Source organism: Nonomuraea sp. NPDC049646, assembly GCF_044465525.1.
Taxonomy (GTDB): Bacteria; Actinomycetota; Actinomycetes; order Streptosporangiales; family Streptosporangiaceae; genus Nonomuraea.
In genome coordinates this window covers 1-18,367 of sequence record NZ_JBITLU010000013.1, presented here as the reverse complement: position 1 = coordinate 18,367, position 18,367 = coordinate 1, and the positions used below count along the sequence as shown (strand labels likewise).

Genomic DNA, 18,367 nt, shown 5'->3' with positions numbered 1-18,367 from the left:
CAACTACGGGTCAGCCGGTCAGGCGGGTTCTGACTTCGGCGGCGGAGGGGTGGGCGAGGGCTTCCAGGAGGGTGAGTGCCTGGCGCCAGGTGTCGGCGGCGGCGTCCGGGAGGGCGGCCGCGTGCAGGGTGTCGCCGAGGCGGGTGAGCGTGTCGGCCTGGTGGTAGCGGTCGCCGGCCTCGCGGAACAGCTCGACGGCGCGCTCGTACCAGGAGACGGCCTCCTCGTGGCGGCCGAGGAGATGGCAGGCGTAGCCGAGGCTGTCGCAGGAGTTGGCCTGGCCGAGGACGTCGCCGAGCCGCCGGTGCAGGTCGAGCGCCTGGCGGCAGTGGGCGAGCGCCTGTTCCTGGTCGCCGAGCTGGGCGTGGAACCAGCCGACGGCGTTCAGCGCGCGGGCCTGGCCGGTCAGGTGGCCGGCCGCGCGGTACAGGGTGAGGGCCTGGGTGACGTGGTGCAGGGCGTCCTGGTGGCGGCCCTGGATGCTGTACATCGTGGACAGGTTGCCGTGGACGCGGGCCTGGCCGGTCGGGTCGCCGAGCTCGCCGTACAGGTCGAGGGCGAGCCGGAAGTGGGCGCGGGCGTCGTCGAAGCGGTCGATCGCGGTGTTGGCCCAGCCGAGGTTGCCGTGGACGCACGCCTGCCCGAGCCGGTCGCCGGCGTGCCGCGCGGCGGCCAGCGCGGTGGTCTGGACGGCCAGGTGCTCGTGGCGCATGCCGCGCCGGTCCAGGAAGTCGGCCAGGGTCCAGGCGAGCTGCCAGGCATGGGCGTCGAAGCCCAGGGCGGCCGCCCGCGCGACCGCGGCGACGAGCACGGCGCACTCGGCGGTGAACCAGGCCAGCGCCCCGCCCGCCGACTCCTCGAACACGGCCCCGCCGCCGGAGGGCGGCTCATGGTAGGTGGTCCCGCCGCCGGAGGGCGGCTTCTCGTGGGTGGTTTGCGGGGTGGGGGGTGGGGCGGGGAGTGGGTCGCGGTGGGGGTTGAGGAGGGTTGCCGCGGTGCGGGCGGTGTGCAGGTAGTGGTCGAGGAGCCGGCGCGTCGCGGCCCGGCGTTCGGCCTCGGGGGTGAGCTCCTGGACGAGCTCCACGGCGTGGGCCCGCAGCAGGTCGTGGAAGGTGTAGCGGCCGGGGACGTGCTGGCTGAGGAGATGGGCGCGGCACAGCTCGCCCAGCAACGCCCGCGCCCGCGCCGCCGGCAGGCCCGCCAGTCCGGCCGCGGCCGGCAGGCTGAGGTCGGGCCCCGGATGCAGCCCGAGCAGCCGGAACAGACGCCCGGCCCCGCCGCTGAGCCCCTGATGGGACCAGGAGAAGACGAGGCGGAGCTGCGTGCCGGGGCCGTCGGCGTCGAAGGCGTCCAGGTTGGCGTACAGACCGGCGGCCGGGCCGCCGTACTGGCCGGCGTGTTCGGCGTGGCCCGCATGGCCCGCGTGCGGGGCGTGGTCGCAGTGGACGGGGGGTAGCTCGTCGGCGATGACGGCCAGGGGGAAGCCCGGGTGGGTGGCTGCGCGGGCCGCGATGACGGCCAGTGCCAGCGGCAGCCGCGCGCACCGCTCGATGATCTCCGCCGCCGCGCCCGGCTCGGCGGCCACCCGTTCGCCGCCCAGCCGCCGGGCCAGCAGCTCCCGCGCCTCGGGCACGGACAGCAGGTCCAGCCGGAGCGGGTGCGCGCCCTCCGCGGCGACCAGGCCGGAGAGCTGGTCGCGGCTGGTCACCAGCACCAGGCAGCCGGGCGCGCCGGGCAGCAGTGGCCGTACCTGCTCGGCGTCGCGCGCGTTGTCCAGCACGATCAGCATCCTGCGTCCGGCCAGCAGGCTGCGGTAGAGCCCGGTCCACGCCTCAGGACTGGCCGGGACGCGGTTGGCCGGAGCGCCCAGCGCGTCGCCGAAGACGCGCATCGCCTCGACCGGCGTCATCGGCCGCCCGCTCTGGTCGAAGCCGCGCAGGTTCACGTAGAGCTGACCGTCGGGGAACCGGTCGCGGACGCGGTGGGCCCAGTGGACGGCGAGCGCCGTCTTGCCCACGCCCGCGGTGCCCGTCACCGCCGCCACGACCACGGCGGCCGGCTGCTCACCCGCCGCGGCGAGCAGGGCGTCCAGGCGGGCGAGCTCGGCGGCGCGGCCGACGAACCCATACACACCGGGCGGCAGCATCGCCGCGACGTGCCCGGACGCGGGCTCGGACGCAGACCCGGACGCAGACCCGGACGCGGACGCAGGCGCAGACGCGGGCCCCGACGCGACGGTCTGGGAACGCAGCAGTGTGTCGTGCAGGCGTCGCAGCCCTGCCCCGGGGTCGAGCCCCAGTTCGTCGGCCAGCCGCCGCCGCAGCGCCCGGTAGGCGTCGAGGGCGTCGGCCAGCCTGCCCGCGCCGTGCAGCGCCCGCATCAGCAGCTCGACCAGGGACTCCCGGACCGGATGCTGCTCCACCAGCGTCAGCGCCTCGGCGGTGACCTCGTGGTGGCGGCCCAGCGACAGCTCCAGCGCCAGGCACTCCTCCACGGCCGCGAGCCGGCGCTCCTGCCAGATCCGGGCCGCGCCCTCGAAGGCCCGGCCGCGGACGCCGGCCAGGAAGGGCCCGCGCCACAACGACAGCGCCTCGCGGTACCCGGCCACGGCCCCCGCCGGATCGGTGCGGGCGGTCTGCCGCGCCGCCGCGGTCAGGCTCTCGAAGGCACGGGCGTCCAGGCCGCGCTCGCCGGGGCGCAGCAGGTAGCCCGCGCGCTGGGTGGTGATCACGCCGGGGGCGGCGCCGGCGTCGGCCAGGGTGCGCCGCAGCCGGGTGACCAGGTCCTGGATCTGCCGGCGGGCGGAGGCGGGCGGCTCCTCCCAGACGACGTCCACGAGCCGGTCGACGGTGACGACGCGGTCGGCGTCGAGCAGCAGCGCGGCGAGCGTCCTCTCCTGGCGTGGGCCGTGCAGCGCGAGGGGGCGTCCGGCCACCCTGACGTCCATCGGTCCCAGCATGCCGAACCAGGCTGCGGCCATCGCGTTCCCCCTTGTTCCCGGCCCCGCCGGCGTGCGGATCGCCGCCGTCCGACGGCGAGGACGCGGCGAGGATGCGGCGAGGGTGGATCAAGGATCGGCCGTCCTAGCGTGATGCGCGTGACCATGCCGTGAACCTGCGGCCAACTGACGACGGCCGCGCCGGACCCGAACCCGTCCGGCGCGGCCGAGCCGTGTGACGACCCCACTCCCGACGACCTCCCCGCGGCGGTACGGCCGTGCCCTCGAAGGGCGCGTGGCCCCCGGTGAAAGGAAACCACAAGTGATCGACAAGCTGAGGGCCGTGGCGCGGACGGGCGGGCCCCCGCCGTCCGGGCGCCGGACCGGGAGGCTCGTCCTGGCCACGACACTGACGACGGCGCTGCTGCTGACGCCGGTCCCCACGGCGCTGGCCGACGACACCCCCGCAGCCACCCCGGAGGCGGCGGCGCTGGCCAAGGCCGGCGCGTCCGGCGAACCGGTCGAGGTGGACGCCGCCCGCACCGAGACCGGCGAGCTGCTGGCGAACCCGGACGGCACCCTGACCCGGCGCGAGCACCTGCGCCCGGTGCGTGCCAGGATCGGCGGCTCCTGGCGTCCGGTGGACGACACCCTGCGCCGCAACCCCGACGGCACGATCTCCCCCCGGGTCACCACCTTCGCGATGACGTTCTCCGGCGGCGGCGCCGGCCCGCTGGCCACCCTGGTCAAGGACGGCAGGAAGCTGGAGCTGAGCTGGCCGTCCCGGCTGCCCGCCCCCGTCCTGGACGGCGACACCGCCACGTACGCCGACGTGCTGCCCGGCGTGGACCTCAAGGTGATCGCCGAGCCCGACAACTTCGTGCACCACCTGATCGTCAAGGACCGGTCGGCCGCGGCCGACCCCCGGGTGCGCACGTTGAGGCTGGGCGTGCGCGGCGAGGGCCTGGACGTGACCGCGACCGCCGAGGGCGGGATCACCGCCGCAGACGGCGGCGGCAGGCCGGTCTTCTCCGCCCCGGTGCCGCGCATGTGGGACTCCTCCCACACCGCCGCCGCCAAGGGCCTGGCCGCGGCCGAGCCGCACGAGGACGGCCCGGTCCGCAACGCGCCCATGAAGGCCACCGTGGAGCCGGGCGCGGGCGGCGGCACGCTGCGGATCGTGCCCGACCAGGCCCTGCTGGACGACCCGGCCACCGTCTACCCGGTGGTCATCGACCCGATCTTCGGCGGCGGCTACCGGAACCACTGGGCCAACGCGGTGAAGAAGGCGAGCAACTCCGGCGTCGCCAACACCGTCTACTACGACGGCGGCAACAAGGTGGGCAGCGAGAACCCGCCGGTCGCCCGGGTCGGCCACGAGAACGACACCGGCCTGACCGCCCGCGCCTACTTCGAGATGAACATCAACGGCCTGCAGGGGGCCCGGATCCTCGCGGCCACCTTCAACGTCTTCAACGTCTCCTCCTGGAGCTGCTCGGCCCGTCCGGTGGATTTGGGCTGGACCGGCGGCATCGGCAACTGGGTGACCTGGAACAACCAGCCCGGCTGGATCCGCACCCTGCAGATCAAGTCCTTCGCCCACGGCTGGGGCTCGTGCGGGTCGGCCGGCGAGGACTTCGCCGGCGGGGCGGTGGCCGGCGCGGTGCAGGAGGCGGCGAACAACGGCCAGAGCAACATCACCTTCGGGCTGCGCGCCGCCGACGAGAGCGACACCTACGGGTGGAAGAAGTTCAAGGTGGACGGCACCAACCCGGTGCTCCAGGTCACCTACAACCGCGCTCCGCGCCTGGTCTCCAAGACCGCCTACCAGGGGCCGTGGAACAACAACTCCTCCGACCGGCCGATCCCGTGCAGCGCCACGAACCCCGCCTGGGAGGTGGTCGGCAACACCGACGTCACGCTGACCGCGACCGGCACCGACCCCGACGGCGGCAACCTTGACGTGGGCTTCGGCCTGTGGTTCCACGACGGCCCGGCCGTGCGGTCGGACACCCGCACGGTGGCCGGCGGCTCGACCGCGACCGTGACCGTGCCCGCCGACCAGCTCCAGGACGGCGGCCACTACTGGTGGCACGCCAGCGTCTCCGACGGCGTGGACGGCGACTGGTCCACCAACTCCTGCCCGTTCAAGGTGGACAAGACCGCTCCGGCCAAGCCGGTCGTCACCTCCGCCGACGGCCGCCGCATCGACGTGGGCGAGGTGCCCGCCCGCTACACCCGCAAGGTCAGGCTGACCTCCAGCGACGCCAACCTGGACGGCTTCTGCTACCGGCTCAACCGCCCGCTGTCGGTCGGCGGGGGCAAGTGTGCGGCCGGCACCTGGGTCAAGGCCGGTCCCGACGGCTCGGCGACCGTCGAGATCTACCCGCACCGCTGGCCGAACAACCGGCTGCACGTCGCGGCCATCGACGTGGCCGGCAACGTCTCGCCGTACGACGGGTCGCCCGAGCAGGCGGCGACCAACACGACGCTGATCGTCACCGCGCCGCCGGTGTTCGTGGCCGAGCCCGACGGTACGGTGTCCGGCGACCGCGACGGCGACCTGACCGGCGACGGCCGGCCCGACATCCTGGCCACCGACAACAGCGGCACGCTGCGCCTGTACGCCGGCCGCGGCGACGGCGCCACCGACGGCGGCACCGACGTGGGCGCCTCGGGCTTCGGCGGCGCGCTGCTGGCCCACCGCGGCGACTTCGTCGGCCCCGAGGACGGCATGGGCAAGGACGGCTACGAGGACATCTTCGTCCGCTCGGCCTCGGGCAAGCTGTCGCTGTACCCCAACGAGGGCACCGGCTGGCCGAACTTCGAGGGCAGGCGGGAGCTGCGGCATCCCGGCGGCGGCGACTGGTCGGCGGCCACCCGGATCATCGCGCCGGGCAACCTCGACGGGCGGCCGGGCGCCGACCTGATCGTGGTCGAGGGCGGCCGGCTCGACCTCTACACCGGCACCGCGGCCGGGATGCTCGCCCTGGCGGCCGACGGGGAGCTGGCCGCGCCGCGCGTCCTCGACGTCCCGTCGGGGGCGGCCGGGTCGGCGCCGCTCGGGCTGGACGGCTACGACGCCTTCGTGCCGGGCGACGTGCTCTCCGACGCCGACGGCGACGGCGTCCCCGACCCTGGCAACGCCGCCGACCTGGTGCTGCGCCGGCGCGACAGCGGCGCGGTGACCCTCTACCCGGGCTCGTTCGACGACGCCGGCACGTACGTGCTCGGCGCGCCGCGCCCCTACGGCGACGAGCCGTGGCCGGCCGGCAGCCACCCGTGGATCGCCGCGCCCGGCGACCTCCAGGGCCAGGTCGTGGACGTCGAGGGGGTCAGGACCTTCCAGCCGGCCCCTGGCAAGGAGGGCCCCGACTTCTGGGTGGCCGCCCAGACGGCGGCGCTGTCCGACGGCCTGTACCTCTATGCCGGCTCGCCCGCGGGCCGGGAGCCGGCCGTCAACGTCGGCGGTCCTGGCTGGACCGGCTGGATCACCGGAATCTCCTGAAACGGGGCCTGACGATGATGCGAACGACAGTCCTGGCCGTCGTGGCCGCGCTGGCGGCGGGGATGTTGCACCCGTCGCCGGCGCCGGCCGCCCGGCCGGCATTCAAGATCCGTCCGGTGCAGCGCGAGCACTCCGTCACCGGCGGCAAGGTGCGCGGGGACGTCCCGGCGCGGCCGTCGGACTCCCAGACCCGCGCGTGGCGGGCCCCGGCCGCCGTGGCCTGGCCCGCGGCGGGCAAGGCGCGGGTGGACCTGCGCGCCGCCGGGCGGCAGACCGCGCGGGCGGGCGCGGGCGCGCCGGGCTGGAAGGGCGTCCGGGCGGGCGGCCTGCCGGTCACCGTGGCCGCCTCCGCCGCCGACGGGCCGGCCGGCGCCGAGGTCGAGCTGTCCTCCCGCGAGGACGCGGCCAGGGCGGGGGTGGACGGCCTGCTGCTGGCCGTCCGGCCGGACACGCCGGGCGCGCTGTCGGTCAAGGTGGGGTACGCGGCCGTCCGGGGCGCCTTCGGCGGCGACTGGGCCGCGCGCCTGTCCCTGGTGACGCTGCCCGGGTGCGCGCTGACGACGCCCGACCTGCCGCGGTGCCGTACCAGGACGCCGGTCGCGGCGGTCAACGACACCGGGACCGGCACGCTCACCGCCGACCTGTCCGAGCCCGGCGGGGCGGTGCTCGCGGCGGTCGCCGCGCCGAAGGGGGCGAGCGGCAGCTACGCCGCCACCTCGCTCGCGCCGTCCGGCACGTGGTCGGACGGCGGCAGCTCGGGCGGGTTCGGCTACACCTACGGCATCGAGGTGCCGCAGGTGCCCGGCGGGCTCGTCCCGCCCGTCGAGCTGTCCTACTCCTCCTCCGCGGTGGACGGCCGGGTCGCCTCGACCAACAACCAGCCGTCCTGGCTGGGCGAGGGCTGGGAGTACGAGCCGGGCTTCATCGAGCGCAGCTACCAGGGGTGCGCCGACGACCAGGGCGACGGCGCGAACAACAGCACCAGGACGGGCGACCTGTGCTGGAAGTCGGCCAACGCCACCCTGTCGCTGAACGGCACCACCACCGCGCTCGTCCGCGACGACGCCTCGGGCGTCTGGCGGCCGGCCCGCGACGACGGCTCCAAAGTCGAGCACCTCAACGGCACCGCCGCCGACACCGCCAACGGCGACGACGACAACGAGTACTGGCGGATCACCAGGCCCGACGGCACGCAGTACTGGTTCGGCAGGAACCGGCTGCCCGGCTGGACCGCCGGGAAGCCGGAGACCGGGTCGGCCTACACCGTGCCGGTCTTCGGCAACCACGCCGGCGAGCCCTGCCACGCGGCCGCCTTCGCCGACTCCTCCTGCGCGCAGGGCTGGCGCTGGCAGCTCGACTACGTCGTGGACCCGCACGGCAACGCCATGGCCTACTACTACGACCGGCAGGCCAACTCCTACGCCAAGGCCGGCTCCCCCACCGCGAACGCCGACTACGTCCGCGCCGGCCACCTCTCCCGCATCGAGTACGGCCTGCGCGCCTCCGACGTCTACGCGACGCCCGCGGCGAAGGTGAGCTTCGGCGTGGCCGAGCGCTGCCTGTCCGGCTGCGACGTCTTCGACGCGGCGCACGCCGCCAACTGGCCGGACACGCCGGTCGACCAGAACTGCGCGCGCGGCGCCAAGTGCGCGACGGCCGGGCCGACGTTCTGGACCCGCAAGCGGCTGACGTCCATCAGCACGCAGGCGGGCGGCAGGGTCGTCGACTCCTGGGCGCTGACGCAGGACTTCCCCGGCACGGGCGACAACACCGCGGCGGGGTTGTGGCTGGCGAAGATCGTCCGGACCGGGTCGGGCGCCGGGGACCCGATCACCCTGCCCGCGACCACGTTCGCCGGGACGCTCATGGAGAACCGGGTGGACTCCGACGAGGGACGCCCGCCGCTGTACAAGTACCGCATCACCCGGATCGGCACCGACACCGGCGCCGACACCCTGGTCGCCTACTCGGCCAAGGACTGCGCGGCCGGCGCCACGCCGGACCCGGCGGCCAACACCCGGCGCTGCTACCCGTCGTGGTGGACGCCCGAGGGCTACGCCGAGCCGGTCCAGGACTGGTTCCACAAGTACGTGGTGACCCAGGTGGTCGAGGACGACAAGGTCGCCGGCTCCGGCTCGGAGTCCGTCGTCACGTCCTACGACTACCTGGACGGCGCGGCCTGGGTGCGGGACGAGAGCGAGTTCACCCTGGACAGGCACCGCACGTACAACCAGTTCCGCGGCTACCGGACCGTCCGCACGCGGGTCGGCGCGACCGCGCGCAGCCAGAGCGACACCGTCTACCTGCGCGGCCTGGGCGGGACGGTGACCGACTCCGAGGGCAACCAGGTGAGCGACGACCCGGCGCTGGCCGGGACCACGCTGGAGACCCTCACCTACACCGGTGAGGGCGGCGCGCTCGCCTCGGCGGCCGTCTCCGAGCCGTGGACGTCGCCGGTCACCGCGACCAGGGCGGTGAAGGGCCGGGCGGCGCTCACCGCCCGGCGGACCGGGACGTCCGTGAAGCGCAGCCGCACGTTGATCAGCACGGCGACGGGCACCGCCTGGCGGCGCACCCGCGCCGACTACACCCATGACGACCTGGGCCAGGTGCTGTCGTCGGCGGACCAGGGCGACACGGCGGTCACCGGCGACGAGGAGTGCGTCACCACCGCCTACACCGCCCGGGACACCGCCGCCTGGCTGGTGTCGTACCCGTCGGTGGTCAGGACCACGGGCGGCACCTGCGCCGCGCCCGGCGCGGTGCTCTCCGAGACCCGCACCTTCTACGACGGCCAGGCGCTCGGGGCCGCGCCGAAGCCGGGCCAGGCGCACGCCACCAGGACCGAGACGCTCGACCATCTCGACGGCGCCACCCCCGTGCACGTGGCCACCACGGCGACCTACGACGCCTACGGCCGGACCACCGGCACGACCGACGAGCTGGGCCGCCTGACCACCACCGCCTACAGCCCGGCCACCGGCCTGCCGACGGCGACGACCGTCACCGACCCCAAGGGCTTCAGCACCACCACGACCCTGGACGGCGTGCGCGGGCTGACGCTCTCGTCGGCCGACGCCAACGGCCGCACCACCTTCACCGACCACGACGCGCTGGGCCGGCTGGTCAAGGTGTGGCTGCCGGGCCACGACCGCGGCGCCGCCGCCGACATCGTCTACGGCTACGCCATCTCCGGCGCCGCGCCGACGGCGGTGACGAAGAAGGAGCTGCTCGACGACGGCTCCTACAAGGCGACGACCACCCTGTACGACGGCCTGCTGCGCGAGCGGCAGACCCAGCAGGACGCCCACGGCGGCGGCCGCCTGATCACCGACACGTTCCTGGACTCCCACGGCCGGCCCTGGAAGACCAACGCCACCTACTGGAACGCCTCCGCGCCGGACACGTCGCTGTTCGGCGCCCCGGACAACGTGGTTCCCGCGCAGACCGTCACCGAGTACGACGGCCAGAGCCGCCAGACGGCCGAGATCTTCAAGTCGCTGAACGTCGAGAAGTGGCGCGGGACCACCTCCTACGGCGGCAACTACACCGCGACCGTCCCGCCGGAGGGCGCCGCCGCGACGCTGACGGTGACCGACGTCCGGGGCCGGACGACCGAGCTGCGGCAGTACCCGGGCCGCGTGGCGGACTTCGCCGACTCCCGGGCCGACGTCACGACCTACGCCTACGACCAGGCGGGACGGGTGACCAAGGTGGTCGACCCGGCAGGCAACACCTGGACCTACACCTACGACCTGCGCGGGCGCCGGACGTCGCTGTCCGACCCGGACGTCGGCCTGACCCGCTGGACCTACGACGCGGCCGGCCGCCGCACCGGCACCACCGACGCCCGCGGCGTCACGCTCACGTACGCCTACGACGAGCTCGGCCGCAAGACGTCGGTCGCGCAGGGGGCCGACAGGCTCGCCGAGTGGGCCTACGACACGCTGCCCGGCGGCAAGGGCCTGCCGGCCTCCGCCACCCGGTACGACGAGGGCGGCGCGTACGTCACCGCGGTCAGGGGCTACGACGCCGCGGGCCGCCAGACCGGCACGACGGTGACGATCCCGCCGTCGGAGGGGCTGCTGGCCGGGACGTACACCGTCGGCACGACGTACCGGCCGGTCAGCGGGCTGCTCGCCTCGACCTCCTACCAGGCGGCCGGCGGGCTGCCCGCCGAGACCGTCCGGCCCGGCTACACCCGTCTGGGCGCGCTCGCCTCCCTCGACAACGGCTCGCGCGTGTACGTCGGCGGCACGCAGTACTCGCCCTACGGCGAGGTCCTGCAGACCGTGCTCGGCGACGTGGGCGCCCGGGTCGTGCGCACCCTGGAGTACCAGGACGCCACCCGCCGCCTGGCCCGGTCGGTCGACGACCGGGAGAGGAGCGGGCCGCAGACCATGGACGACGCGGTGTTCACCTACAACCCGGCGGGCGACGTCACCAGCGTCCGGGACGACCGGGACGACCGGTCCGCGACCGACACCCAGTGCTACGCCTACGACCACCGGCGCCGGCTGACCGAGGCGTGGACCGCCACGGACGACTGCGCGGCGGCCCCGTCGGCCTCGACCGTCGGCGGGCCGGCCCCCTACTGGCAGTCGTTCGCCTTCGACGTGGTCGGCAACCGGACCAAGGAGGTCCAGCACGGCGGGGCGGGCGACGTGACCCGGGTCTACACCTATCCCGCCGCCGGCCGGCCGCAGCCGCACACGCTGCAGAAGGTGGAGACGACCGGCCCCGGCGCGCGTACCGACACCTACGAGTACGACGCGACCGGCAACACCAGGCGGCGCGTCACCGCGCTCGGCGACCAGACCCTGACCTGGAACGCCGAGGGCGACCTGAGCGCCTCCACCGTCGGGGACCGGACGAGCACCTTCGTCCACGACGCCGACGGCAACCGGATCATCCGCCGCGACCCCGGCTCGGTCACCCTCTACCTCGACGGCCAGGAGCTGACGCTGGCCGGGGGCAAGGTGAGCGGCACCCGCTACTACGAGGGCCCGCGGGCCACGGTGGTGCGCACCGGCGACGGGAAGGTCAACTACCTGCTCGGCGACCGGCACGACACCGAGGAGCTGGTGGTCAACGCCACCACGCTGGCCTACGGCCGCAGGTCCACCACTCCCTACGGCGGGTCCCGGGGCGCCGCGCCGGCGTCCTGGCCGAGCCAGAAGGGGTTCGTCGGCGGCACCGTGGACGACTCGACGGGCCTGACCCACCTGGGCGCGCGCGAGTACGACGTGGCCACCGGCCGGTTCGTCTCGGCCGACCCGGTCATGGACCTGACGGACCCGCAGCAGATCAACGGCTACGCCTACGCCAGCAACAACCCCGTCGCCTGGTCCGACCCGACCGGCCTGCGCGTCTGCGACGGCCAGGAGTGCAAGGACATGGGCATCCGTCCCGACGGCCGGCCCATCCAGCCGCCGCCTCCGCCCGCGCCGGCGCAGGTGCAGCTGACCTCCGTCGGCGCGGCGCCGTCCCCCGCTCCTTCCAGGGGCGGCGGCACCGGGCGCAGCAGCGGCGGCACCAGCAACCCCGGCGCGTGCACGAGCCAGTCGTGCATGCTGCGGTACACCGATCCGGCCGCGGCCCAGCGCATCGCGGAGCTGATGGCCGAGAACAAGCGCATCAGCGACGCGCTGGCCGAGGAGCAGGCCAAGCTCAGGCAGGCGCAGGAGGCGCTGCAGAAGGAGAAGCAGAAGAAGAAGCGCGGCTGGTGGGACCGCTGGGGCCGGACGGTGGCGGCGGTGGCCGTCGGCGTCGTCGGCGCGGTCGCGGTGGCCGCGTGCGGCGTGACCGTGGTGTGCGGCGTGGCGCTGGGGGCCGCGGTCGGCATGGCGAGCTACTCGGTGCAGAACGCGGGCTCCGACCGGTTCAGCGTGACCGGCCTGGCCTTCGCCGGGCTCACCGGGGCGGCGCTGGGCGGCGCCGGCCGCTATCTGAAGGCGGGCCAGGAACTGGCCAAGGCCCAGGCGGGGGTGAAACTGCCGATGGGCACCGAAGTGCTGAGAGGTGCGAAGAACATGACCACACAACCCAGGGCGACCTGGTCGTTCACCAACTGGTTCAAGTTCCACAAGCCATGAGCCGGCTGACGGAGATCCTGCGCAGGCCGCGCACGTGGGCGGTCGTCGGAATGCTGGCCGTGGTGGACGTGCTGGCGGTCCTCCTGCTGCCCGAGGAGGTGTCGGTGTACGCGGTGACCGCGCTCACGGTGGCCGCCGCGACCTTCCTCGACTAGGCCCTGCGGCCCCTGGACGCCCGGACGGGCGGCCGGGGGCCGTACGGCGTTCGCGGGGGGTGAGCGGACATGTGTTTAGTTGTGCGAATATAATCGTTATATGCCTATAACGAGTAGAGCGCCCCTCTCCCCCGCCCCCGCGCTCAGCCCTCGCCGGCGGCTGCTCGTGCTGGCCATCTGCTGCATGAGCCTGTTCATCGTCGGGCTGGACAACACGATCGTGAACATCGCGCTGCCGGCCATCCGCCGCGACCTGAACGCCTCCATGTCCGGCCTGCAGTGGATCATCGACGCCTACACGGTGGTGCTGGCGAGCCTGCTCATGCTGGCCGGCTCGACCGGCGACCGGGTCGGCCGCCGGCGCACGTTCCAGACGGGGCTGGCGCTGTTCACGCTCGGCTCGCTCATGTGCTCGCTCGCGCCCGGCCTCGGCTGGCTGATCGCGGCGCGGGCGCTGCAGGCCGTCGGCGGGTCGATGCTCAACCCGGTCGCCATGTCGATCATCACGAACACCTTCACCGAGCCGCGCGAGCGGGCGCGGGCGATCGGCGTGTGGGGCGGCGTGGTGGGCATCAGCATGGCGCTCGGCCCGCTGGTCGGCGGCACGCTGGTGGACTCGGTCGGCTGGCAGGCGATCTTCTGGATCAACATCCCGGTGGGCCTGGCCGCGTTCGCGCTGTGCGCGCTGTTCGTCCCCGAGTCGCGCGCGCCGCGCCCGCGCCGGGTGGACCCGGTCGGGCAGGCGCTGGTCATCGTGCTGCTGGCCACCCTGACGTACGGCTTCATCGAGGCGCCGTCGGCCGGCTGGGCGTCCCCGCGCACGCTGGGCTGCTTCGCGGTCGCGGCGCTGGCGCTGGCCGTCCTCGCGCCGTACGAGCTGCGCCGCACCGACCCGCTGATCGACCTGCGCTTCTTCCGCAGCGCGCCGTTCACCGGGGCCACCGTCATCGCGGTGTGCGGCTTCGCCGCGCTGGCCGGGTTCCTGTTCGTCAACACCCTCTACCTCCAGGACGTGCTGGGCCTGTCCGCCCTGCACGCCGGCCTCTACACGCTGCCCATGGCCGGGCTCACCGTGCTCTGCGCGCCGCTGTCGGGCCGGATCGTCGGGAACGCCGGGCCGCGCGTCCCGCTGGTGGTGGCCGGGGTCACCATGGCGGCCAGCGGCCTGATCATGACGGGGCTGGCGGCGGACACGCCGACCTGGCGGCTCATGGCCGCGTACGTGCTGTTCGGGGTGGGGTTCGGCATGCTGAACGCGCCGATCACCAACACCGCCGTGTCCGGCATGCCGCGCGCCCAGGCCGGCGTGGCCGCGGCGGTGGCCTCCACCAGCCGCCAGATCGGCCAGTCGCTCGGCGTCGCGGTCATCGGCTCGCTGGTCACCTCGGCGGTGGCCGGCCCGTTCGCCGCCGGGTTCCCGCGGGCCAGCCACATCGGCTGGTGGATCGTCGCCGGGTGCGGGCTGGCCATCCTGCTGCTCGGTATCCTGACCACGACCGGCTGGGCCCGCCGCAGCGCCACCCGTACCGCCGAACGGCTCGCCCACGCTCCCGACAGAACGGCGGACGCTGTATGACCGACACCTCCGGCAGTCCCGGCAGTTCCGGCAGTTCCGGGCACGACGCCGTGGCCCGCGTCTGGGCGGCGATGTACGACCTCGTCCTGCGGCAGGAGGACCGCCGCAAGGAGGTGGCCGAGACGCTCGGCATGAGCTTCTTCCGGGTCAAGGCGCTGCGCCGCCTGCTGGCCGGGCCGATGACCATGCGGGAGCTGACCGCCGAGCTGTCCACCGACAAGCCGTACACCACCCTGATGGTCGACGACCTGGAGCGGCGCGGCCACGTGACCCGCAGCGTCTCCCCCGACGACCGCCGCAGCAAGATCGTCACGCTGACCCCGGCGGGGACGGCCGCCGCCGAGGAGGCCGAGCGCATCCTGGCCCGCCCGCCGCGTTCCCTGCTCGCCCTGGACCCCGCCGACCTGGCCGCGCTCGACCGGATCATGGCCCTCCTGCTCACCCCGGAGGAGCCGGCCCGCCGGCGGTGAGGTCAGCCCTTGAAGCAGGCCAGGCGGGTGGCGCAGAGCGTCTGCTCGGCGCCGAACTCCTCGAAGGCGGCGACCGGCCGGAAGCCCAGGCGGGCGGCCAGTCTCAGCGACCGTCCGTGCGCCGTCCGGGTGACGATCACCACCGGCTGGTCGGGCAGCTCGCCCGCCGCGGCGCGCAGCGCGGCCGTCGCCGCCTCGTGGGCGAGCCCGTTCCCCCACGCCGGGCGGCGCAGCACGTAGGACAGCTCCAGCTCCTCGCCGTCGCCGGTGACGTGCCCGGGACGACCGGCCGCGCGGCGGTCGAGCGCCAGCGTCCCGAGCAGCCGGTCGGTGACGAGGTCGGCGATGACGTAGGCGCCCGGCGCGGCCGTCGCGGCGGCGGTTCCGGCCGTGTCGAGGAAACGCTCGACCTCGTCCCGCGGCCGCGGGCCGCCCAGGTGCTCGCGCACCTCGGGGTCGGTCATCAGCTCGACGAGACCGTCCCGGTCGCCGTCGTGTGCCTTGCGCAGCAGCAGGCGTTCGGCGCGGATCTCCGTGGCGGACAGCGTGGGCAACCGGCTCATGGGTCCTTGATCCTAGGCCCCCTCGCCGGCTCTAGGACGAAGGCGGCGGGGCCGGTGACCAGACCCCGGCCGCGGTGCCGTCCTCGACGTGCCGGCGGTAGGCGACGACCTTGCCGTGGATGATCTCCAGGCTCGCCGTCAGGCCGGCGATCCGCTCGCGGACGGCCCGCTCGTGCTCCTCCAGCAGCGCGAGCCGCTCCGGCTCGTTGCCCGGTCCCGAGCGTACGAGCCGGGCGAACCTGCGCAGGGTGGCGATCGGCATGCCGGACTCGCGCAGCCGGTTGCACAGCAGCAGCCACTCCACGTCGGCCCGGTCGTAGGCCCGCTGGCCGCCGGCCGTACGCGGGATCGGGCGCAGGAACAGCTCCTCGCGCTCGAAGAAGCGCAGCGCGTGGACGCCGAGGCCGGTGGCCTGCGCGACGTCCCCGATGGACAGGCGGTCCGCGTCCCCGCTCATGGCACCTCGCCATAGTTTGACCTAGATTGCAGTCTAGATTCTACGGTCGGGGACATGGCACCCACACAACGCAGAATCGGCTCGGGTTTCGGCGCGCACAGCACGGCCGACGACGTCCTGGCCGGCATCGACCTGTCCGGCAGGAACGTCCTGATCACCGGCGGCTACTCGGGCCTCGGCCTGGCGGCCACCCGCGCGCTGGTACGGGCCGGAGCGCACGTCGTCGTGCCCGCCCGCCGTCCCGGCGTGGCGAGGGACGCGCTGCGCGACCTCCCCCGCACGGAGGTGGCCGAGCTGGACCTGGCCGACCTCGGCAGCGTCCGCGCCTTCGGCGACCGGTTCCTGGAGAGCGGCCGCGGCCTCGACATCGTCATCGGCAACGCGGGCGTCATGGCCTACCCCCACCGGCCGGTCGGCCCCGGCTGGGAGGCGCATCTCGCCGTCAACCACCTCGGCCACTTCGCCCTGGTCAACCGGCTGCGCCCGGCGCTCGCCGGGGCCCGGGTGGTGTCGGTCTCCTCCTCGGGGCACTTCCTGTCCGACATCCGCTGGGACGACCCGCACTTCCGCCACGGCTACGACCACTGGGCGGCCTACGGGCAGTCCAAGACGGCCAACGCCCTGTTCGCCGTCCATCTCGACGCCCTCGGCGCGGCCGACGGACTGCATGCCTTCGCCGTGCACCCGGGCAGCATCCTCACCCCGCTGCAACGCCGCATCCCCCACGAGGAACAGCTCGCCCAGGGCTGGATCACCGCCGACGGACGCCCGGCCGACGGCTTCAAGACCCCCGAACAGGGCGCGGCGACCGCGGTGTGGGCGGCCACGTCCCCCCTGCTGGACGCGTACGGCGGCGCCTACTGCCAGGACTGCGACCTGGCCGAGCCGGCGACGGGCGACGACATGCTGATCGGCGGCGTCAAGCCCTGGGCCCTCGACCCCGGATCCGCCGCCCGCCTGTGGAGACTCTCCGCCGACCTGACCCGCGAGGCCGCCTTCTCCTGACGGCCAGGCTCACCGGCGACGGCCGGGCCTGACCAGCAGCGCGACCGCCGCCGCGAGCACGGGGACCGCGACGGCCGACAGGGCGATCGAGCTCCACGGCGTCTCGAACGGCACCCGCGGCGCCGGGTCCCAGTCCGCGGAGGCCGTGAAGGGCCAGGCCAGCAGCACCCCGGCGGCACATCCGGCGGCGGCGCCCGGCACCGCGCCGCAGGCCGCCGCCAGGGCCGCCCGGCAGGCGGTGAGACCGCGCGCCGCGGCCGGAGAGCCGCCGACCCGGAGCAGGAGGCGGTCCGGCCGGCGCGACCTGACCGTGGCCGCCAGCGCCCCGGCGACGGCGGCCGGCCCGGCCGCCCCCACGAACAACAGCCAGTAGGGCGAGGACCGGAAGCCCTCCTCCAGGTACGCCTGCGCGCTCTCGCCCAGCCGCTCCTGGACGCGGTCCCGGTCGGCCGCCGTGACCCGGTGCAGGGAGGGATCGACGATCAGCGCCTCCAGCTCCAGCTTGACGCCCATGCCGAGCACGAGCTCGGCGGGCAGGAAGACCGCCTCGACGCCTCCGGCGGTCGGGGCGACGACGGTCGCGGGAACCGTCCTGGAGATCCTCGGATCGCCCGGCGGGTCCTCGGGGGCGCGGTACTCGATCCGGGCGGTGTCGTGCCGGCCCTTCTCGGACGTGACCGCCACGGCCCTGCCCTTGTCGTACGGGAACGACGGGTCCCCCGTGAGGTAGCGCAGCAGCGCCTGGTCGCCGATGTAGGGGCTGGAGGACGACACGGTGTCGGCCGTCCACACGGTGAGGCTGTAGGGATTGACCGGCGACAGGCCCCGGGCGACGTCCGTTCCGGGCAGTTCCTGCCGGACGGCGGCGATCCCGGGCGCCGGCCTGCCGGAATCGAGCCGCACGACGAGCGCCCCCGGCCGCGCCTGCGGGACGTACTGCGCCCTGGACTGCGCGGTCCCGGCCGCCGCCACGGTCGCCACCGCGACGGCGAAGGCCGTGGCGATCATGGTCGCGGCCACCGCGGGGGCCGTCCGCGCGCGCCGGTCGGCCAGGTGCCGGGCCGAGAGCCGCAGGGCCGCCGGAACCCGGGCGCCACCCCGCCCGAGCACGCCCAGCAGCCAGGGGACGAAGGGGCCGAGCCCGAGCGCGAACGTCGTGGCGCCCACCACGGCCAGCAGCAGGGTGACGCTGGAGCCGAAGTCGTCGTAGTGCACGTCCTCGCCCGTCCACCAGGCCGTCAGCGCCGTCAGCGCGAGCCCGGCCGCCGCCACGCACCCGCCGGCGACCAGATGGCCGGAGCGCATCAGGCCGTGCCGCCCGCGCGGGGCGGTCTCCGCGGCGAAGACGGTCGCGCCGCAGGCCAGCAGCACGGGCACGCCCAGCAACGCCAGGAGGAAGAGCAGTAAGAGGAGGTCCGGCATGCAGGGAGCGTACGGGCGCGACGATCATCGCGACACCCCTCACGGGCCGGGAACGGCGACGGCCGGCCCCCCGGGGGGGGCGGGGGGGGGCGGCGGGGGGGCCGGCCCCCCCGGGGGGGGGGGGGGGGGGGCGCGGCTGTTTGGCAGCGCGTCAACCCCCCTGGGGGCGGGGGGGGCG

10 protein-coding genes are annotated in these 18,367 nt (G+C 74.9%); 6 read left to right on the top strand and 4 right to left on the bottom strand.

Going from position 1 to position 18,367, the window contains the following annotated elements:
* Positions 1 to 10: 10 nt before the first annotated feature.
* Positions 11 to 2,980, bottom strand: coding sequence for an AfsR/SARP family transcriptional regulator (locus tag ACIBQ8_RS33735; protein ID WP_397193963.1), 2,970 nt, complete (start codon positions 2,978 to 2,980; stop codon positions 11 to 13).
* A gap of 280 nt (positions 2,981 to 3,260) precedes the next feature.
* Here ACIBQ8_RS33735 and ACIBQ8_RS33730 point away from each other — a divergent pair, with 280 nt between their 5' ends.
* The 5 genes from ACIBQ8_RS33730 to ACIBQ8_RS33710 all read left to right on the top strand — a co-directional run bounded on the left by ACIBQ8_RS33730 (position 3,261) and on the right by ACIBQ8_RS33710 (position 14,742).
* Complete coding sequence (locus ACIBQ8_RS33730) at positions 3,261 to 6,446, top strand: DNRLRE domain-containing protein (RefSeq protein ID WP_397193962.1); 3,186 nt, start codon at positions 3,261 to 3,263, stop codon at positions 6,444 to 6,446.
* 14 nt (positions 6,447 to 6,460) lie between these two features.
* Positions 6,461 to 12,541: an RHS repeat-associated core domain-containing protein gene (locus ACIBQ8_RS33725; protein ID WP_397193961.1), complete on the top strand. Its 6,081-nt coding sequence runs from the start codon at positions 6,461 to 6,463 to the stop codon at positions 12,539 to 12,541.
* A complete protein-coding gene (locus ACIBQ8_RS33720; RefSeq protein WP_352354877.1) occupies positions 12,538 to 12,696 on the top strand; it encodes a hypothetical protein in 159 nt (52 codons plus the stop codon). Before ACIBQ8_RS33725 ends, ACIBQ8_RS33720 begins: the two co-directional genes overlap by 4 nt.
* A gap of 100 nt (positions 12,697 to 12,796) precedes the next feature.
* Positions 12,797 to 14,272, top strand: a complete 1,476-nt coding sequence (locus ACIBQ8_RS33715; RefSeq protein ID WP_397193960.1) for an MFS transporter — start codon at positions 12,797 to 12,799, stop codon at positions 14,270 to 14,272.
* Positions 14,269 to 14,742 (top strand): MarR family winged helix-turn-helix transcriptional regulator, encoded by a 474-nt coding sequence (locus ACIBQ8_RS33710; RefSeq protein WP_397174557.1) that lies wholly within the window; start codon positions 14,269 to 14,271, stop codon positions 14,740 to 14,742. The genes ACIBQ8_RS33715 and ACIBQ8_RS33710 overlap by 4 nt, the downstream gene beginning before the upstream one ends.
* 2 nt (positions 14,743 to 14,744) lie before the next feature.
* On the opposite strand, the gene ACIBQ8_RS33705 is transcribed toward ACIBQ8_RS33710, so the two are convergent.
* Complete coding sequence (locus ACIBQ8_RS33705; protein ID WP_397193959.1) at positions 14,745 to 15,305, bottom strand: GNAT family N-acetyltransferase; 561 nt, start codon at positions 15,303 to 15,305, stop codon at positions 14,745 to 14,747.
* Between the two features lie 31 nt (positions 15,306 to 15,336).
* Entirely contained in the window at positions 15,337 to 15,762 is a 426-nt protein-coding gene (locus tag ACIBQ8_RS33700; RefSeq protein ID WP_397193958.1) for a MerR family transcriptional regulator, read from the bottom strand.
* Between the two features lie 54 nt (positions 15,763 to 15,816).
* On the opposite strand from ACIBQ8_RS33700, the gene ACIBQ8_RS33695 reads away from it, so the two are divergent.
* Positions 15,817 to 16,767 (top strand): SDR family NAD(P)-dependent oxidoreductase, encoded by a 951-nt coding sequence (locus ACIBQ8_RS33695; protein WP_397193957.1) that lies wholly within the window; start codon positions 15,817 to 15,819, stop codon positions 16,765 to 16,767.
* Positions 16,768 to 16,776: 9 nt separating this feature from the next.
* On the opposite strand, the gene ACIBQ8_RS33690 is transcribed toward ACIBQ8_RS33695, so the two are convergent.
* A complete protein-coding gene (locus tag ACIBQ8_RS33690; RefSeq protein ID WP_397193956.1) occupies positions 16,777 to 18,189 on the bottom strand; it encodes a hypothetical protein in 1,413 nt (470 codons plus the stop codon).
* Positions 18,190 to 18,367: the final 178 nt, after the last annotated feature.